The organism is Niveispirillum sp. BGYR6 (genome assembly GCF_027568365.1).
Classification (GTDB): Bacteria; Pseudomonadota; Alphaproteobacteria; order Azospirillales; family Azospirillaceae; genus Niveispirillum.
In genome coordinates, this window is sequence record NZ_JANLNL010000007.1 from 117793 (window position 1) to 136657 (window position 18865).

General features: G+C 61.7%; 11 protein-coding genes. 10 read left to right on the forward strand and 1 reads right to left on the reverse strand.

The features are described 5' to 3' along the window. Nucleotides 1-118: 118 nt before the first annotated feature. Entirely contained in the window at nucleotides 119-3082 is a 2964-nt protein-coding gene (locus tag PCJ49_RS15675; RefSeq protein ID WP_269911745.1) for a TonB-dependent receptor, read from the reverse strand. Nucleotides 3083-4130: 1048 nt separating this feature from the next. Here PCJ49_RS15675 and PCJ49_RS15680 point away from each other — a divergent pair. From PCJ49_RS15680 to PCJ49_RS15725, 10 genes are all read left to right on the forward strand, one after another. Continuing rightward, nucleotides 4131-4451 (forward strand): L-rhamnose mutarotase, encoded by a 321-nt coding sequence (locus PCJ49_RS15680; protein ID WP_269911746.1) that lies wholly within the window; start codon nucleotides 4131-4133, stop codon nucleotides 4449-4451. 14 nt (nucleotides 4452-4465) lie between these two features. Further along, nucleotides 4466-8299, forward strand: a complete 3834-nt coding sequence (locus PCJ49_RS15685) for a beta-galactosidase (protein WP_269911747.1) — start codon at nucleotides 4466-4468, stop codon at nucleotides 8297-8299. Between the two features lie 222 nt (nucleotides 8300-8521). Beyond that, entirely contained in the window at nucleotides 8522-9628 is a 1107-nt protein-coding gene (locus PCJ49_RS15690; RefSeq protein ID WP_269911748.1) for a glycoside hydrolase family 88 protein, read from the forward strand. A gap of 285 nt (nucleotides 9629-9913) precedes the next feature. Then, nucleotides 9914-11398 (forward strand): MFS transporter, encoded by a 1485-nt coding sequence (locus PCJ49_RS15695; protein ID WP_269911749.1) that lies wholly within the window; start codon nucleotides 9914-9916, stop codon nucleotides 11396-11398. 180 nt (nucleotides 11399-11578) lie between these two features. After that, a complete protein-coding gene (locus PCJ49_RS15700; RefSeq protein WP_089288254.1) occupies nucleotides 11579-12490 on the forward strand; it encodes an amidohydrolase family protein in 912 nt (303 codons plus the stop codon). Then, a complete protein-coding gene (locus PCJ49_RS15705) occupies nucleotides 12487-13755 on the forward strand; it encodes a rhamnogalacturonan acetylesterase (protein ID WP_269911750.1) in 1269 nt (422 codons plus the stop codon). The genes PCJ49_RS15700 and PCJ49_RS15705 overlap by 4 nt, the downstream gene beginning before the upstream one ends. 174 nt (nucleotides 13756-13929) lie before the next feature. Further along, nucleotides 13930-14895, forward strand: coding sequence for an alpha/beta hydrolase (locus PCJ49_RS15710; protein ID WP_269911751.1), 966 nt, complete (start codon nucleotides 13930-13932; stop codon nucleotides 14893-14895). A gap of 130 nt (nucleotides 14896-15025) precedes the next feature. Continuing rightward, entirely contained in the window at nucleotides 15026-16012 is a 987-nt protein-coding gene (locus tag PCJ49_RS15715; protein ID WP_200819912.1) for a hypothetical protein, read from the forward strand. Further along, nucleotides 16009-17523 (forward strand): glycosyl hydrolase family 28-related protein, encoded by a 1515-nt coding sequence (locus PCJ49_RS15720; protein WP_269911752.1) that lies wholly within the window; start codon nucleotides 16009-16011, stop codon nucleotides 17521-17523. Before PCJ49_RS15715 ends, PCJ49_RS15720 begins: the two co-directional genes overlap by 4 nt. Next, complete coding sequence (locus tag PCJ49_RS15725) at nucleotides 17520-18824, forward strand: oligogalacturonate lyase family protein (RefSeq protein WP_269911753.1); 1305 nt, start codon at nucleotides 17520-17522, stop codon at nucleotides 18822-18824. The genes PCJ49_RS15720 and PCJ49_RS15725 overlap by 4 nt, the downstream gene beginning before the upstream one ends. Nucleotides 18825-18865 lie beyond the last annotated feature (41 nt).

The following is an 18865-nucleotide window of genomic DNA, read 5'->3' on the forward strand; positions in this document are numbered from 1 at the left end:
GCCCCCTTCTTTTGGTGGTTTACCAGAGCCCATGAAAAAGGGCGGCACCCGAGACCCGGATGCCGCCCTTTCTTTATCCAGCCCACCGGGCCGTTGCCGGCCCGGTGGGGGATCAGGATCAGTACTTGTAGGATGCGCCCAGGAAGAAGCGGCGACCGGAATATTCCAGCTGCGTCATGCGGATATCATCGCCAGACGTGCTGCGTTCCGATTCACGGGTCAGGTTCTTGCCTTCAACAAAGAAGGACATGCCCGTATCCAGCAGGCGATAGGTGAACTTGGCATCCAGATAGCCCGTGCCGTCACGGAACACCGGGTTGCCGGAGCGTTCAGCCGCTGCCTGGAGCCACTTGCTGCGACCATTGTAAGCGATACGCAGGTTATAGGCATCCTTGTCGTAATAGGCGACCAGGTTATAGCTGTGCTTGGACAGGCCGGGGAAGGACAGCTCCTCCCCGGTCAGGGAGTTGAACAGCCCAACATCCTTGGCGGTGGAGTAGGTGTAGTTCACATTCACACCCAACCCATCAAAGGGCGAGGGCAGGAAGGTGAAGGCCGTCTGGGCCGACAGTTCCACGCCGTTGATCTTGGCACCAGCGCCATTGATCGGCATGTTCACGTCATAAAGCGAGCCATCGCGGAAAATATCGACATTCCGGATCAGCGTGCGCGCCAGAATGAAGCTCTTCACATCCTTGTAGAAGTAAGAAGCGCTCAGCAGCGTGTCCTTGTTGATGTACCAGCCCAGGCTGACATCATACTGATCGGCCCGATAGGGCTTCAATGCGGGATTGCCAAAGGTGCAGGTATCGGCAACGCCATCGGTGCCCGTGTCATCAATCGTGCAGGACGGCGTGGCAGAGCTGCTGGAGCTGTTGGACGAGGCAATCAGGTCGGTGGGCTTGGGACGGGCCATCACCTTGGCATAACCCAGGCGGGCAATCACCTCATCCGGCACCAGACCAAAGCTCAGATTCAGGGAGGGCAGCGTGTCGGTATATTTCTGATCGACCGAGATGGGGGTTGTGCCCACCACCTCTGTCACCGTCAAACCAGCGGCGTTAACATAACGCCGATTCTTGGTCAGTGCACCGCTGGCCGTGACCTTGGTTTCCACCACGCGCACGCCAACGTTACCATCCACCGGAATGTTAAACAGGTCGAAGGCAAAGTTACCCTTAGCGTAACCGGCCGAGATGGTTTCATCCAGGTCATGGGCCGGGATCTGCGCATAGCCGTTGGAGGTGCGGACCCGGTCATGATTGAAGCCGGAGGTATCAAACCAGTCACCGATCTTGGTGATATCCGGGGCAAGCCAGCCATTCGGCGCACCGCCGATATTCCCCTTGTACCCTTCGTAGAAATTCTGCGGCGTCATGCGAGCGGTGCTGCGCACGAAATCGACCAGACGGGCGTTGGTCCATTTCAGCCCGTTATTCGTGGTATCCAGGGATACGGTGCTGGTGATATTGGCGCTGGGGACAGTTACCCTATCTGGCGTGACATAGCCGCCACCGGCGTAACGCAGCGAACCGGTTTCACGCCACTGACCACCAAATTCCAGCGTCGTCAGGAACCAGCGATCCAGGCTGTAATCGAAATCCAGCTTGGCATTCTTCTCCGTGACCTCAACCTCTTCAGGGCGGTACTGAATTTCAGCCCCACCATTGCGATAGGTTTCAGGGTTGCTGGGATCGTACCCGCTGGGGAAGATGAAAGACGGAACCCCATCCTCACCAATATTGACCCGGATGCCGGGAATGGTGGCGCTGATGGCAACAGAGTTGCTGTCGGTGCGCATGGTGGATTCAGAGGTGTTAAAGAAGCCGGATGCCGTCAGCCGGTCACCCTTCCAGTTGAAGCCGCCCGTATAATAATGAGACTTCAACTCGTAATCAAAGCCACGCATCTGCGAACTGAAAATGCGGCCGGCACCGGTTGTGGTGTTGGGCGCCGTGGGCAGGGCGGTGGCCGTGGTCAGGCCGATGACGTTATGGTTTTCATCCACCACCGCGCCGGCCGTCGTAAACCGGGTGGCAGCCGTCAGATCAACGGCATAATTATAGTCGGTCAGGAACTGGTCGCGCTGATTGTAGTTGGCGTCCACATAGACATCCAACTCATCCGTCACCTGATATTGCAGCGTCGCCATGGCGGTGATGCGCTCATCATCACGGTGCCAGAGGCTGTAGCGCGGAATACGCGGCGACAGGTCATTCCACTGCGACTGACAGTTGGTGCGGTTGGTCGCATTGGTGATGCTGTTGCACGAAGCCTTGGTCGCGTAGCTTTCATAGCCGGCGACGGTGCGGGTCTTGTCCGGCGAATTGTCGAAATCGGCCAGGGCCACCCATTCGGTGTTGCGCAGATAGTCGCCGCGCGTCTGCACCTTGTCATAGGTGGCGTTGAGCAGCACGCCCAGCCGATCATCCAGGAACTTGTCTCCATAGGTGATATTGCCGCGCGGCGTCACCTTGTCCATCAGGTCCAGATACTGGCCAGAGATGGTGGTGGAAAACAGCGTCTTCTTCAGTTCCAGCGGCCGGCGCGTCTGGATCGACACGGTCCCGCCGACGCCCCCCTCCGTCATGTCGGCCGTATAGCCCTTGAACACGTCGATGGACTTGATCAGTTCGGAGGCCAGGTCGCGCAGATCGGCACCACGATTGCCGGAACCAGCACTGCCCAGAATCGAAACGCCGTTGATTTCAACGCGGTTCAGGTCAGGCTCAACACCACGGATGGAGACGGATTCGCCTTCACCGAAGGCGCGGCTCAACTGCACGCCGGTGATGCGCTGCAGGGCCTCACCGACATTCTTGTCGGGGAAAGAGGCGACGTCTTCCGCCACCAGGCTGTCCACCACCGTATTGGCGCGCTTCTTACGCTCAATGGCAGATTGCAGGCTGGCGCGGGTGCCGACGACGATGATCTCTTCCAGCTCAACGGTTTCATTCTGCTGGGCAACTTGTGCGGCCTGCTGCGCCAGGGCGGATTGCCCCAGGCCGGCCAGGGCCAGACCGACCGCCGCGCACGACAACAACTTACCGGGCCGCGCCGCGCGACCGTTACGGTATGACATCCGATCCTCCCACACCTTCACAGATGGCATCCTTCACCGGGTCGTTTGCCGACCGGGCCGGACGCTTTTCGTCATGTGATCTCCCGCGCACAGAATGTGCCGGGCTTTCCCCAACTTGCGCTTTATTCGTGGCCCGGATGGCGGTGCCCCCGATGCCTGTGTTTTCACAGTATATGGCCACTATGTGGCAATCAACGGCATATTTTGGGATTTTGGGCAGAAATTCGAGATATGGATTTTCGTGTTGCAAAATTGCAAAAGAAAAATCCGTTGCCACAGGGTGCTGCGCAACGGATTTCGAGTTTAGGGAGAAGTAAAGGCGCGATATAGGTTTCCGTATGTTGCCAAATCACTCTGACTGACGCCACGGTAACCCACGAATTCAGCAGATATACTGAAAGTGAAAAAGCAGGTATCTGCTGAATATGGTTGTCGTCGATGCTGTTGTCATAATAACAGCACGCAACAAACATTCTGTCTGGCTGAACCCGTCGCTAGCAGCCTGCCCGATGACAGCGAAAATGACACCGGTGACATCAATGCCAGCCACGATCCAGCTGATGATTTCAAGGTATGAAAAACTTACCCTCTTTCCCGCCCTGTGCCTTATTCATTCTTGGTTGGCATTTTGGCTATTGATCATACAAAAGGCAAGAACTTTTTCATATCCCAGCATGTCATTTCACATTATGGGATAACCTATTGTTCTATCACGAAAATATGCCGACCATCACCCGCCAGCCCCGCCGCGCTTCCTGCTTTTTGGGAAAAAATCTCATATTGTGCAATTGGTGTCCATATTATATTACTAACCCGGTCAGCCTCTGATAAGAAGGGCTGGGCTTTTTAAGAAGATGGATGTGACGCGCCGGGGAGGGTGCTGGGGGACGTGGAAAAGCACTGCTTGTTCTCCGTTGGCTCCACCCCCGCCAGCCTGTTTCATTCATCCAGACAAGGCCGTGACGGCGTGGCAGCGTCGACGGGGAGGAAACCGGTTCACCATGGGCGCACCCAGGTGAACCATAACGAAAAGCCAAGGAGTGGGTCGATGTCCAGCACCGCGTTCCGCATGAAGCTGAAGCCCGGTTTTGTTGAGGAATATAAGCGTCGCCATGATGTGCTGTGGCCCGACCTGGCCGACGCCCTGCGCGAGGCGGGCATTTATGATTATTCCATCTTCCTGGATGAAGAGAGCCTGTCCCTGTTCGCGGTGCTGAAGCTGAAGCCGGGCTTTGAGGCACAGCGCGCCGCACTGCCGCAACAGCCGGTAATGCGCCGCTGGTGGGACTATATGGCTGACATCATGGATGTGAACCCGGACAATTCCCCGGTTGAGGTGCCGCTGGTGCCGATGTTCCACTTTGCCTGAGTGGTGGCATCGGTATGAAGAAGCACAGCTACCCCCGGAAGCTGGCCCTGGCGCTTGCGCTGGCCACGCTGCCGTTCCTGCTGTCCGCCGCCCCCGTGGTGGCCAAGGACAGCCCCACCTATACGCTGACCAGCTTCAGCAATGGCAATGCGGCGGCGATGAATGTCTATCGCGCCGATGACGCCCTGAATTTCAAGCCGGTGAAGGAACTGGCCTATCAGCCGCCGGCCGGCCTGATCCGCGACCCGTCCATCATGCGGCACCGCGACGGCAATTATTATGTCGTCTATACCACCAACTGGACCGGCGACGAGATCGGCTTTGCCCGCAGCAGCGACCTGACCAGCTGGACCTTCCTGGGCAATCAGAAGATTGCTGTGCCCGGCATCACCAATGCCTGGGCACCGGAATGGTTCCGCGATGATGATGGCAGCGTGCATCTGGTGCTGTCGGTTTCCAGCAACGGCACACACGGGCTGTTCAAGCCCTGGTTCCTGACGGCGCAGGATGCCGGGCTGACGCAATGGTCGGCGCCGAAACTGCTGAGCGGGCTGGGCCCGAACTATATTGATGCCTTCATCATCAAGCAGGATCGCCGTTACTACGCTTTCGCCAAGAACGAGACGACGAAGTTCATCGAACTGGCAACGGCGGCCAGCCTGGAAGGGCCCTGGGTGGTGATCAAGTCCGGCGATTGGGCCGGCTGGGGCCGCCATGTCGAGGGGCCGGCCCTGGTGAAGCGCCCCGATGGCGGCTGGCGCATCTATTTCGACCAATATATGGACAAGCGCTACTGGTACAGTGACAGCATCAACGGGTTTGACAGCTGGACGCCGAAGGTGGAATTGCCCGGCCTGTCCGGCACGGTGCGCCATTTCACCGTGCTGAAGGAAGGCGGGGCAGACAAGGCGGTCCCGAAGGCCGCCATCGCCCCCGGCCCGCAGCGTGTGACATACGACAAGTATTCGCTGAAGATTGATGGCAACCGCATCTTCTCCTGGGGTGGGGAGATGCATCCGTTCCGCCTGCCCAGCCCGGACCTGTGGCGGGACGTGTTCCAGAAGATGAAGGCCAGCGGCTATAACACGGTCGCCATTTACTTTGACTGGGGCTACCACTCCCCCAAACAGGGTGTGTACGACTTTACCGGCATCCGCGACATGGACCGGATGCTGACCATGGCGCAGGAAGCGGGGCTCTATGTCGTGGCCCGGCCCGGCCCCTATATGAATGCGGAGGTGACGCGCGGCGGCTTCCCCTCCTGGCTGGTCAACCAACAGGCCAAGGCCCGCACCGACCACCCGGAATATCTGGCCGCGGCTGATGAATGGCTGACCCAGATCAACGCCATCATTGCCAAGCACCAGATCAATAATGGTGGGAGCGTCATTCTCTATCAGATCGAGAATGAGCTGGATGTGACCACCCCGTCGCACCAGCGCTATATGCAGCACCTGTATGACAAAGTGCGGGCTGACGGCATTACCGTGCCGATCTTCCATAATGACAAGGGCCGCAACGGTTATTGGGTGCCCAAGGGCAGCAATGTGCCGGGCACGGTGGAAGGGCCGAACGAGCTGTATGCCTTTGATGGCTATCCCGGCGGGTCTTGCAATGTGGATGGCAGCACCGGCAATCCCACCGTGGCCCCTGATTGGGGCCTTTATGGGCCGGGCGGGGCCAAGGGGGGCGCCTCGGCTTCCCCCAACACGCCCGGCTTTGCTGCGGAATTCGGCGGCGGCTGGTTCGATTACTGGGGCAGCAACGACACCTATCCCTGCACGGCGCAGCGGACAGGATCGGCCTATCAGCGGGTCTTCTATGGCAGCAACATTGCCAATGGCCTGACGATCCAGAGCTTTTACATGACCTTCGGCGGTACCAGCTGGGGCTGGCTGCCGGCCCCGGTGGTGTTTACGTCATACGATTACGGCTCGGCCATCGACGAGACGCGGGGCCTGCGCGAAAAGGCGCAGACCATGAAGCTGATGGGCCATTTCCTGGCGACGGTCAAAGATCTGACCCAGATGGAAAAGGCAGACGGCCTGCAGCCCTCGTCCGACAAGATCAAGCTTTATCATAATGTGAACCCCAGCACCGGCACCCGGCTGCTGGTGGCCATGCACAACCCGCCCAATGCCCAGACGGATGATGCTTTCACCTTCAAGGCCAAGCTGCCCGATGGTGACTATGCAATCCCGCAGGCCGGCACGCTGCGCATCAATGGCTATGACGCCAAGCTCTGGCTGGCCGGCTATAATCTGGAACGCCAGCGGCTGGTCTATTCCACGTCCGAACTGTTCACCCACCTGCGCCAGGGGGAGGGCGATCTCGCCCTGTTCTATGGCCGCAAGGGGGAGGATGGGGAAACCGTGCTGCGCTATGCCAGCGCGCCGACCGTCACCGTGCTGGAAGGCAAGGTGGAAAGCAGCTTCGATGCCGCCAAGGGCGACCTGCGGCTGAACTATGTGCATGATGGCTTGGCACGGGTGCGGATTTCCGGCGGTGGTCGCCCGGACATGCTGCTGCTGCTGGCCGATGTGCCGACGGCGCAGACATTCTGGCGGCAGGAAACCGCCGCCGGCGTGCTGTTGCAGCGCGGGCCTTCGCTGGTGCGGTCGGCCAAGCTGGATGGCCGCACGCTGGACCTGACCGGTGACACCAGTGCTGACAGCGCGCTGGAAGTCTGGGCACCGGCCAACGTTTCCCGTGTGCGCTGGAATAGCGACAGCCTGTCGATGGAACCGGGTGTCGGCGGCAGCCTGATCGCCAAGGCACCCTTGAAGGGGCCGGACGCCATCAACCTGCCGGACCTGACCAAGGCCGACTGGCGCTTCCAACCCGGTTCCCCGGAAGCGGCAAAGGATTTTGACGACAGCACCTGGCAGAAGGTGCGCTCTGGCCGAACCGCCAGCTTCGTCAAGCCGCCCCCCGGCCAGCCGCTGCTGAACATGGATGATTACGGCTTCCATCATGGTGATGTCTGGTATCGCGGGCGCTATACCAGCGATGGCAGCGTGACCAGGCTGGACCTGCATTACGGGGCCGGCGGGGCCGGCATGGTGCAGGTCTGGCTGGATGGGCACTATCTGGGGCAGAATGTGCTGCCCACCGGCCTTGCCCGCCCGCCGGGCCAGGGTGTGGCCAGCTTCGATATCCCCGAAGCCCTGCGCGGGCCGGGGGAACGGGTGCTGTCCGTCATGGTGCGCAACAATTCCCACCATTGGGATCTGGAAGCGGACGATCAGCACAAGGAAGCGCGCGGCCTGATCGCCGCCTCCCTGACCAACCCGACCGCCAAGAGCTTCCTGCTGCCGATTTCCTGGAAGATCCAGGGCAATCTGGGGGGCGAGGATATTCAGGACACGGTGCGCGGGCCGATGAATAATGGCGGCCTGTATGGTGAACGCGCCGGCTGGTACCTGCCCGGTTTCGATGACCGGTCCTGGCAGAAGGTGAGCGTTCCCGCCGCCAATACTCCCGCCGGTACAAGCTGGTACCGGACAGAGTTCACGCTGGACGCGCCCAAGGGACATGATGTGTCGCTGGGCCTGTCGATCGGGGATACTGCAACGGTACGGTCGGCCGGCAATTACCGGGCGCTGATTTTCGTCAATGGCTGGAACATGGGCCAGTTCATCGCCAATGTCGGGCCGCAGCGCACTTTTGTGATCCCAAGCGGGATTTTGAACCCGAACGGCAAGAACACGCTGGCACTGGCCGTGACCAGCGATGGCCAGCCGGGCGACGCGCTGGAAGCCGTCCGTCTGGTGAATATGCGCACCGCGCGCAGCCCGCTGAAGGTGGAAATGGTGAAGTCCCCCGCCTTCAAGGAGGTGATGCGGTGAGGATTGCGCAACTGCCCCCTTGCTGCCTTCCCCGCGAAAGCGGGGAACCAGGGGCCATAGAGCCCTACGGTTAGTGCCTGCGGCCCCTGGACCCCCGCTTTCGCGGGGGAGGCAGTGAGAGATAGCTAAAAGCGTATTTACAGTTTCCGAACCCCCAAAAGGCCCCCGGGCCTTCCCAACCCAAACAACAGCACCCAAGCCTCTCTTCAAGGATAGAGACCCATGCCCAACCTCGCCCATGGCATCCAGGCGGCGGATGTCACCAAGACCATCGATCTGCTGATCAGCAATCTGGTCGATATCAAGGACCAGACCGGGGAATTCCTGCTGCGTCTGGATGATGGCCGCGTTATCGACACCAAGGGCTGGAACGATTGGGAATGGACCCACGGCATCGGCCTCTATGGCATGTGGAAATATTACGAGCAGACCAACAATGCCCGTGCCTTCCAGATCATGCTGGACTGGTTCCGCGACCGGTTCGCCGCCGGCACGCCGACCAAGAATATCAATACCGTCAGCCCGTTCCTGACGCTGGCTTATCTGTATGAAAAGACCGGCGATCAGTCCTACATCCCCTATCTGGACACCTGGGCCGAATGGGTGATGGATGGGCTGCCAAAGACGGAGGAAGGCGGCTTCCAGCACATCGTCTTCAACAGCGAGAACCCGCAGCAACTGTGGGACGATACGCTGATGATGAGCGTGCTGCCGCTGGCCAAGATCGGCCTGCTGCTGAACCGTCCTGAATATGTGGAAGAGGCCAAGCGCCAGTTCCTCATCCATATCAAGTATTTGTTCGATACCAAGACCGGCCTGTGGTTCCATGGCTGGACCTTCGACGGTCGGCACAATTTCGCCAACGCGCTGTGGGCGCGTGGCAATTGCTGGGTGACCATCGCCATCCCGGAATTCATTGAACTGCTGGACCTGAAGAAGGGCGACCCGCTGCGCACCTTCCTGATCGACACGCTGGAAAATCAGGTCAAGGCGCTGGCCAAGTACCAGTCCGAGGAAGGCCGCTGGCACACGCTGATCGACGATCCGTCCTCGTACCTGGAAAGCTCGGCCGCTGCCGGTTTTGCCTATGGCATCATGAAGGCGGTGCGCAAGCGCTATATCTCCGCCGAATATGAGCCGATGGCCATCAAGGCGGTGAAGGCCGTGCTGGCCAAGATCGCGCCCGATGGGGAGCTGCAGGACGTGTCCTTCGGCACCGCCCTGGGTTCCGATCTGCAGTATTACCGCGACGTCAAGCTGACCTCCATGCCCTATGGCCAGTCGTTGGCCATCCTGTGCCTGACGGAGCTGATGCGCCGGTTTATCTGAGGGGGTGGGGATGGGGCTGAAAATGCCCCATCCCCCGCCGTCATCCCGGCGAAGGCTCTAAGGCGCTAAGTTAGCCATTTGCCTCCTCCCTGCCTCCCCCGCGAAAGCGGGGGTCCAGGGGCCAAAAGCCCGACGGTTGGTGCCTGCGGCCCCTGGTTCCCCGCTTTCGCGGGGAAGGCAATGGAGGTGCTTATGAAGGTCGGCACACTCAAGAGAAGCCCGACAGAACAGACGCCACGGCGCAGCAGCACCGGCCCAAATCCATAAAAACCCCAGGAAACGCCCATGACCGCACGGCCTGTCAAACCGATCAACTACCTCGCCTATGGTGCCAATGACATCCTGGGCGCGGGGTCGATGGCCGTGATCAGCGGCTGGATCCTGTATTTCTATACAACCTTCTGCGGGCTGTCGGCCACGCAGGCGGCGGCCATCTTCGCCATCGCCCGCCTGCTGGATGCCATTGTCAGCCCCCTGGTCGGGCATCTGTCCGATAATTTCTATCGCACGGCGCTTGGCCGCCGATTCGGGCGCCGCCGCTTTTTCCTGCTGATCGCCATCCCGCTGGTGCCCAGCTTCGCCCTGATGTGGGTGGGGGGACAGAGCTTCTGGTATTATCTGGCCACATATGTGCTGTTTGAGACGATTTATGCCGTCGTCCTGATCCCCTATGAAACCTTGGCCGCTGAAATGACCAAGGATTACAAGATCAAGGCCAAGCTGGCCGGCATCCGCATCCTGTTCGCCCAAAGCTCCGCCATTGCCGCCGGCTTCCTGCCGGCGGCCATTATCGGCTGGGTCGGCGGCAAGGACAGTGCGGATACGTTCTTCATCATGGGCGTCATCTTCGCCGTGACCTTTGCCATCGTGCTGTCCTTCACCTGGGCCTTCACCTTTGAACGGTCCGTGGCCGAGGTGGAGCAGTTGAAGGCGGGTGAACCGGTGCAGAGCCTGGGCGACAGCTTCAAGACGCTTTATGCCAACCTGTTCTCCACCTTGAAAATCCGCGCCTTCCGGCTGCATCTGGGCATGTATCTGGGTGGCTATATCAGCCAGGACGTGTTCAACGCTGTCTTCACCTATTTCATCGTTTTCGCCATGGGCAGCTCGGTCGCCGTGGCCTCCTCCATGCTGGGCAGCATGTATATCGTGCAGCTTTTCGCGGTGGCCCTGTTCATCCAGCTTTGCCTGCGCTTCCACCCCGCTCCGTCTTACCGGGTGGCGGTGTGCTTCTATATTCTGGGTGTGGTGGGTTTCCTGCTGCTGGATGCGGTGAAACCGGAGAATCTGGCGCTGTGGCTGTTCGTGCCGGTGGCCCTGTCGGGCATGGGCCGGGGCGGGCTGAATTACATTCCCTGGAACACCTATAACTACATGGCCGATGTGGATGAGGTGGTGACCGGCAAGCGCCGCGAGGGCATCTTCGCCGGGGTGATGACCTTCATCCGCAAGGCCACCCAGGCCGCCGCCGTGATGGGCGTGGGCCTGATCCTGGAGGCTGGCGGCTTCGTGCCCAAGGCGGAAGTGCAGAGCGACGCGGCCATCAACACCATCCTGCTGGTGATGGGCATCGGCACCATCGCCGTGCTGTGCGGCGGTTTCCTGGTTTCCCTGCGCTTCAAGCTGGACGGCCCGCGCCATGCCATCCTGATGGAGGAAATCGCCCGCTTCAAGCAAGGCCGGATGGAGACGACACCGGACCGCAAGGCCATCCTGGAAGACCTGACCGGCTGGCGTTACGAGACGCTGTGGGGACGGGGGCGGCGGTAACCGCCGCTCTCATCTCCCCTCCCTCTGCCTTCCCCGCGAAAGCGGGGAACCAGGGGCCACAAGCCCGACGTTGGAGCCTGCGGCCCCTGGCCCCCCGCTTTCGCGGGGGAAGCAGGAAAGAGCGATAGATTGCATCAAGTACACGCTGCCAAAAAAACCACGCATTAGGGAGAGCCAGCCATGACCAGCCTGCCGATCATCGACCCCCACATGCATCTGTGGGATTTCACCCGTCAGCATTATTCCTGGCTGATGGATGATCCGCTGCCGCCCAATGCGGCCGGTGACGTGGCCCCCATCGCCAAGCCCTATGGCTTGAGCGATTATCTGGCCGACACCAGCGGGTTCGATGTGCGCGGTGTGGTGCATGTGGAGGCCGGTGCCAGCACCGCCCATTCGCTGGCGGAAACCCAATGGCTGCAGGGCGTGGCGGATGAGGGGCGGTTGCCCATGGGGCTGGTGGCCTTTGCCGCGCTGAATGACCCGCAGGTGGAAAAGCTGCTGGCCGCCCATGCGGAACACGGCGCCGTGCGCGGCATCCGCCACATCATCAATTTCCACAGCGATCCGGCCAGAACCTATTCCGCCCGCGATGTGATCGGCGATGCGGATTGGCAGGCGGGTTATGCGCTGCTGGCCAAATATGGCCTGTCCTTCGACCTGCAGATCTATCCCAGCCAGATGGAACTGGCGGCCCAACTGGCCGCCCGGCACCCGGATATTCCGGTGATGCTGAACCATGCCGGGATGCCGACCGACCGTGACGATGAAGGCCTGGCCCTGTGGCGGCGCGGGCTGGCCCTGCTGGCGGCCCAGCCCAACGTGTCGATCAAAATCTCCGGCCTGGCCATGATCGACCGGCAATGGACCCTCGACAGCCTGCGCCCCTTCGTGCTGCAGGCCATTGAGGCGTTCGGGACCGACCGGGCCATGTTCGCCAGCAATTTCCCCGTCGACAGGCTTTATGGCAGCTTCGGCACGCATTACGCCGCCTATGATGCCATCACGGCAGACTTTACCGAGGCGGAACGCCGGGCCATGTTCGCCGGCAATGCCAATCGTCTCTACCGTCTGGGGATCGCCGGCCTATGAGGGGGCGGCTGCTGGCCATGATCGGCATCGGCCTGCTCTCCACCCTGCCGGCACAGGCGCGGGAGCGCTGGGATTTCCGCTTCAGCCCCGCCGCCCAGGCCCCGGCCGAGGCGGTGGCGGTGTCGGCTGGCGATCTTTATGACCCGTCCAAGGGCTTTGGGTTTGAACCCGCCTATCGGCCGGCAGCGGACAAGCCCTTCCTGTTCTCCGTCAAGGTGCCGGAGGGCAATTACCGGATCACCGTCACGCTGGGCGATGCCGGGGCGGCGGGTGATACCACCGTGAAGGCGGAAAGCCGGCGGCTGATGCTGGCCGATGTGGCGACGGCGAAGGGCCGGTTTGAGACGCGCCATTTCATCGTCAATGTGCGGGACACCGCCCTGCCGCCCCCGCCGCCCAATGCCCCCGGCGGCCATGCGGTGCGCATCAATGACCGGGAGCAGGGCAAGTTCCATTGGGATGACAAGTTGACCCTGGAATTTGACGGCAGCGCCCCCAAACTGGCGGCCCTTTCCATTGAACGGGCGGATGTGCCGACCCTCTATCTGGCCGGTGACAGCACCGTCACCGACCAGCCGGCGGAACCCGGCGCCAGTTGGGGCCAGATGCTGACGGCGTTCCTGACGCCGGATGTGGCGGTCGCCAACCATGCTGAATCCGGGGAGACGCTGAAAAGCTTCATCACCGGGCTGCGGCTGGACAAGCTGTTGAGCCGGATGAAGCCGGGCGATTATCTGTTCATCCAGTTCGGCCATAATGACAGCAAACAGGGCTGGCCGCAGACCTATGCCGACCCGGCCACAACATATCCCGCCTATCTGCGCGTCTTCATTGCGGAGGCACGGCGGCGCGGGGCGACACCGGTGCTGGTCACCTCCATGCATCGCCGGACCTTCGATGCCAAGGGCCAGATCACCAACAGCCATGGCGATTATCCCGACGCGGTGCGCCGGGTGGCGGCGGAAGAACAGGTAACGCTGATCGACCTGACCGCCATGAGCAAGGTTTTGTACGAGGCGTTGGGGCCGGAAGTGGCCCCCCGCGCCTTTGCCGCCGATGGCAAGGATGCCACCCACCATAATAATTACGGCGCCTGGCTGCTGGCCCGCTGCGTGGTGGAGGGGATACGGGCGTCGGCCCTGCCGCTGAAGGATCATATCAAGGGGGATGTGGGCCGTTTCGACCCTGCCCATCCACCTTTGCCCGATGCCGTGCGGATCGCAGAGAGCCCGATGCGGTCGGATGTGACGCCGCGGGGGAATTGAGAGCCTCGGCGTTGGCTCTTTCCTGCCTTCCCCGCGAAAGCGGGGAACCAGGGATCATAAGGACCAATGCTTCAGTGCCTTTGGCCCCTGGACCCCCGCTTTCGCGGGGGAGGCAAGTTGGTGGGGCGGCTACGGCCATACTCGCTGGATTAGAAGCAAAACAGGATAACCACCATGCAACGCCGCACCCTGTTCACCACCGCTGCTGCCACCGCCCTGCTGGCCGCCAGCCTGCCCGGTACCAGCCAGGCCGCCGATGTGAAGGGCGAAACCCTGTCGCTCTGGCCCGGTGACAAGCCGCCCGGCGGCGACAAGGTAACGGTGAAACAGTCAGAGGTGGCGCGGTCGGATGATCCGCGTTTCCGCGACGTGGCGATCCTGAATGTCACCCAGCCCAACCTCACCCTGTTCCGCCCGGCCAAGCCCAATGGGGCCGCCATGCTGATCATTCCCGGCGGTGGCTATCAGCGCGTGGTGGTGGGCAAGGAAGGGTACGACATTGCCCAATGGCTGGCGGGAGAGGGGGTGACGGTGTTCGTCCTGCTCTATCGCCTGCCGGCCGATGGCTGGGCAGCCGGGCCGGATGCGCCCTTGCAGGATGCCCAACGCGCCATCCGCCTGATCCGCGCCGGGGCCAAGGCCTGGGGCATCGATCCCGCCCGCATCGGGGTGATGGGCTTTTCCGCCGGTGGGCATCTGGCCGCCATGGCGGCTACCCGGTTTGACAAGGTGACCTACCAGCCGGTGGATGCGGCTGATCAGGTCTCCGCCCGCCCGGATATCGCGGCACTGGGTTATCCGGTCATTTCCATGGTGCCCGGTATCGCCCATGCCGGTTCGGCCAAGCAGATGCTGGGGGAAAACCCGGCGGCGGATCGGATCGCGGAATTCTCCGCCGATCAGGGCGTGCCGGTCAACGCACCGCCCAGCTTCATCACGGCGGCGGCCGATGATGCGGTGGTGCCGGTGGAAAATTCCCTGCTGATCTATGCCGCCCTACGCAAGGCGGGGGCCAAGGTAGCGATGCATCTGTTTGAAGCCGGCGGCCACGGCTTCGGCCTGCGCAGCCCCAAGGCCGCCCCCGTGGCCGCCTGGCCGGCGCTGTTCATCGAATGGGGGCGCAGCCATGGGTTTGTGTGACTGCGCGATACGGCCGGGCGAAAAAAAGGGTGCCTCCCCCGCGAAAGCGGGGGTCCAGGGGCCGTCTGCACCGATGCGTGGTTCCCGTGGCCCCTGGTTCCCCGCTTTCGCGGGGAAGGCAAAACAGGCCATGGGTGTGATTGCGACTGCCTTCTTTCTGCTGGTGCCCACCCCCAGCCTTGCCGCCGATACCGCCCCCAAACCGCTGTTCCGCGATCCCATCTTTGACGGGGCGGCCGACGCTTCCATCATCTATGACCGCCAAGCGGGTGACTGGGTGATGTTCTACACCAACCGCCGCGCCACGCTGCCCAATGCCCAGGGGGTGGAATGGGTGCACGGCACGGCCATCGGCATGGCGCGGTCCAACGATGGCGGCAATACATGGACCTATCAGGGCACCGCCGATATCCGCTATGGCGAGGGCCAGCCCGTCACCTTCTGGGCGCCGAATGTGGAGCGGATCGGCGACACCTATCATATGTGGCTGACCATCGTGCCCGGCATCTTCAAGGACTGGAACGCCCCGCGCGACATCATCCACCTGACCAGCACAGATCTGAAGCGTTGGGATTTTGCCGACAAGCTGAACCTTGGTTCCGACCGGGTGATTGATGCCGCCGTGCATCCGCTGCCCGGGGGTGGCTGGCGGCTCTGGTACAAGGATGAACGCGACGGCAGCAGCACCCATTATGCCGACAGCCACGACCTGAAAAGCTGGACCCAAGGCGGCATCGCCGTGCAACAGCGCGGCGAAGGCCCGCAGATCATTGAATGGAAAGGCTATTACTGGCTGATCCTGGATGCCTGGTCGGGGCTGGGCGTCTATCGCTCCACAGACCTGACCAACTGGGAACACCAGCCCTATAATTTGCTGGAACAGCCCGGCACGGCCCTGACCGACCGGGCCAAGGGTGGCCACCCGGATGTGCTGGTCAGCGGCGACCGTGCGTATCTCTACTATTTCGTGCAGCAGGAAGGGGAGCCGGAAGCGGCAGCAGACCCGACCTGGAAACGCCGTTCCGTCATCCAGGTGGTGGAGCTGAAAGAAAAAGACGGCTGGCTGACCGCTGATCGGGAGGCCGCCACCGCCGTGAAACTGGTCCCCCCGCGATGAGTCCGCTGTTCGATATCCGGCATTTCGGTGCCGTGGGTGATGGCGTGGCGCTGGACAGCCCCGCCATCAACCGCACCATCGCTGCCGCCGTGGCCGCCGGTGGCGGCACGGTCTGGCTGCCGGCGGGGCGCTGGCTGTCCTTTTCCATCCGGCTGTACAGCCGCGTGGCGCTCCACCTGGATGCCGGTTGTGTGCTGCTGGCGGCGGACCCGGCCCGCCATGGCGGTGCCTATGACCTGCCGGAGCCCAACCCGCATGATCTCTATCAGGATTTCGGCCATTCCCATTGGCAGAACAGCCTGATCTGGGGCGATGGGGTGAATGACGTCGCCATTACCGGCCCCGGCCTGATCGACGGGGCCGGGCTGACCTCCAAGGGGCCGGGGGCGAAGTGGGCCAAGCGCAAAGGCTATTTCCCCGAAAGCATGGCGGGGATGAGTGCGGCTGAACTGGCCGCCGAAGACCCGGATGAAGCGTTGATGCGGGGCCTTGGCAACAAGGCGATTGCCTTGAAGAATTGCCGCAACATCACTTTGCGCGATTTCAGCATCTTCAAGGGCGGGCATTTCGCCATCCTGGCCACCGGCACCGACAATCTGACCATCGATAATCTGCGCATTGATACCGACCGCGATGGCATCGACCTGGATGCCGTGCGCCATGTCCGCGTCAGCAATTGCCAGATCAACACGCCCAACGATGATGCGCTGGTGCTGAAAAGCTCCGGTGCCTTAGGCGTGGCGCGGGCGACGGAGCATGTTGCCATCAGCAATTGCCATGTCAGCGGCTTTGACCTGGGTACCCTGCTGGATGGCACCTATGGACGCACGCAACAGCTCTCGCCCGACCGGGACCGGGTGACGGGGCGGATCAAGCTGGGCACGGAAAGCCATGGCGGCTTCCGCAACATCGTCATTTCCAACTGCACGATCGAACGCTCGCGCGGGCTGGCGCTGGAAACCGTGGATGGTGGGGTGCTGGAGGATATTTCCATCAGCAACATCACCATGCGGGAGGTGACAACCGCCGCCCTGTTCCTGCGCATCGGTGCCCGGTTGCGTGCCCCGGAGGGGACGAAGCCCGGCCCGATGCGCCGTATCCGCTTTGCCCATATCACCGCCCATGATGTCGATCCCCGTTACGCCTCCCTCATCGCCGGGCTGCCGGAACAGCCCGTTGAGGAGGTGACGTTGCAGGATATCCGCATCACCTATGCCGGCGGGCTGGATGCGGTGGCGGACCCGGTGCCGGAAAAGCCCGATGCCTATCCGGAACCTAGCATGTTCGGCACCCTGCCTTCCTATGGGCTTTATGTCCGCCATGCACGCGGCCTGCACCTGCGTGATATCCACCTCTCCACGCTCTCCCCCGATGGTCGCCCGGCGGTCTGGTTGGAGGATGTGGATGGGGTGCGCATTGACAATCTGCAAACCAGAAACGCCATGCCCACCCCCCGGCTGGTCTGCCGGGATGTGCGCGGGCTGACGGATGATGAGGGAGAAACACCATGAAAAAGCGGATGCATTGGCTGGCCGCCCTGGCCCTGCTGGTCAGCACCGCCGTGACCGCTGCTGAGCCGCCGCGCGAATGGGTGGACCCGGATACCGGTCACCGCGTGGTGCGGCTGTCCAGTGAGCCGGGCAGCCGCAGCCTTTATTTCCACCAGAATGCCTATACGCCCGATGGCAAGCGCATGGTGGTCAGCTCCGCCACCACCATTTCCATCATCGATCTGGAAACCCGCAAGCAGACCGAACTGGTGAAGGGGGAGCATCTGGCGGTGCTGTTCGTCGGCCCGAAGACGGGCCGCGTCTATTACGCCAATGATGATGTGAAGCAGGGCGGCCCCTATGATTTGTTCTGGATCGACAGCAAAGGCGGCAAGCCCACCAAAATTGCGCATGTGAAAAGCGGGCGGATCGAATCCATCAATGCCGATGAAACCCTGCTGCTGGGCACCTGGGCGGAACGGGATTTTGCGCTGCAGCCGGGCGCGCCCAAGCAGAACACAACCAAGTTCGACGATCATTACGCCGCCACCGGTCCGGACGGCAAACCGCTGAGCTTTGCCGATGCCAAGGAGGTGCGGCTGAATGACCGGCTGGAAGCCCGCATCCCGATGGAGATTTTCACCCTCTCCATCAAAACCGGTGAGCGCAAGGTGGTTCACGCCGCAAAGGACTGGCTGAACCATGTGCAGTTTTCACCCAACGATCCCACCCTGCTGATGTTCTGCCATGAGGGGCCGTGGCACAAGGTGGACCGGATCTGGCTGATCCGCACCGATGGCACGGGCCTGACCAAGGTGCATAATCGCAGCATGAATATGGAAATCGCCGGTCACGAGTTCTTCAGCCATGACGGCAAGATGATCTGGTACGACCTGCAAACCCCGCGCGGCGAGGATTTCTGGCTGGCCGGCTATGAGATCGCCACGGGCAAGCGCACCTGGTACCACCTGACCCGCGATGAATGGTCCGTGCATTATAATGTCAGCCGCGACGGCACCCTGTTTGCCGGCGATGGCGGCGATGCGGAGATGGTGGCCAAGGCCAAGGACGGGAAGTGGATTTACCTGTTTCGCCCGGAAAGCATTCCCGACGTTGCCGGCATCAGCGCGCGGGATGCCGCCAACCTGATCCGACCCGGCGTGCTGCGGGCGGAAAAGCTGGTGAACATGAAAGACCATGATTACCGGATGGAGCCGAACATCACCTTCACGCCCGACGGCAAATGGGTGGTCTTCCGCGCCAACATGCACGGGGAGGTCTATACCTACGCCGTGGAAGTGGCCAAGTCTGCAGGACGATAGGCAATGGTGCGGCGGCGATGGGGTATTGCTGGCCCATCGCC

What these genes read in the sequence shown, in the direction of transcription:
- PCJ49_RS15675 (WP_269911745.1), bottom strand. Translation starts at nt 3,082, where the DNA reads ATGTCATACCGTAACGGTCGCGCGGCGCGGCCCGGTAAGTTGTTGTCG.
- PCJ49_RS15680 (WP_269911746.1), top strand. Translation starts at nt 4,131, where the DNA reads ATGTCCAGCACCGCGTTCCGCATGAAGCTGAAGCCCGGTTTTGTTGAG.
- PCJ49_RS15685 (WP_269911747.1), top strand. Translation starts at nt 4,466, where the DNA reads ATGAAGAAGCACAGCTACCCCCGGAAGCTGGCCCTGGCGCTTGCGCTG.
- PCJ49_RS15690 (WP_269911748.1), top strand. Translation starts at nt 8,522, where the DNA reads ATGCCCAACCTCGCCCATGGCATCCAGGCGGCGGATGTCACCAAGACC.
- PCJ49_RS15695 (WP_269911749.1), top strand. Translation starts at nt 9,914, where the DNA reads ATGACCGCACGGCCTGTCAAACCGATCAACTACCTCGCCTATGGTGCC.
- PCJ49_RS15700 (WP_089288254.1), top strand. Translation starts at nt 11,579, where the DNA reads ATGACCAGCCTGCCGATCATCGACCCCCACATGCATCTGTGGGATTTC.
- PCJ49_RS15705 (WP_269911750.1), top strand. Translation starts at nt 12,487, where the DNA reads ATGAGGGGGCGGCTGCTGGCCATGATCGGCATCGGCCTGCTCTCCACC.
- PCJ49_RS15710 (WP_269911751.1), top strand. Translation starts at nt 13,930, where the DNA reads ATGCAACGCCGCACCCTGTTCACCACCGCTGCTGCCACCGCCCTGCTG.
- PCJ49_RS15715 (WP_200819912.1), top strand. Translation starts at nt 15,026, where the DNA reads ATGGGTGTGATTGCGACTGCCTTCTTTCTGCTGGTGCCCACCCCCAGC.
- PCJ49_RS15720 (WP_269911752.1), top strand. Translation starts at nt 16,009, where the DNA reads ATGAGTCCGCTGTTCGATATCCGGCATTTCGGTGCCGTGGGTGATGGC.
- PCJ49_RS15725 (WP_269911753.1), top strand. Translation starts at nt 17,520, where the DNA reads ATGAAAAAGCGGATGCATTGGCTGGCCGCCCTGGCCCTGCTGGTCAGC.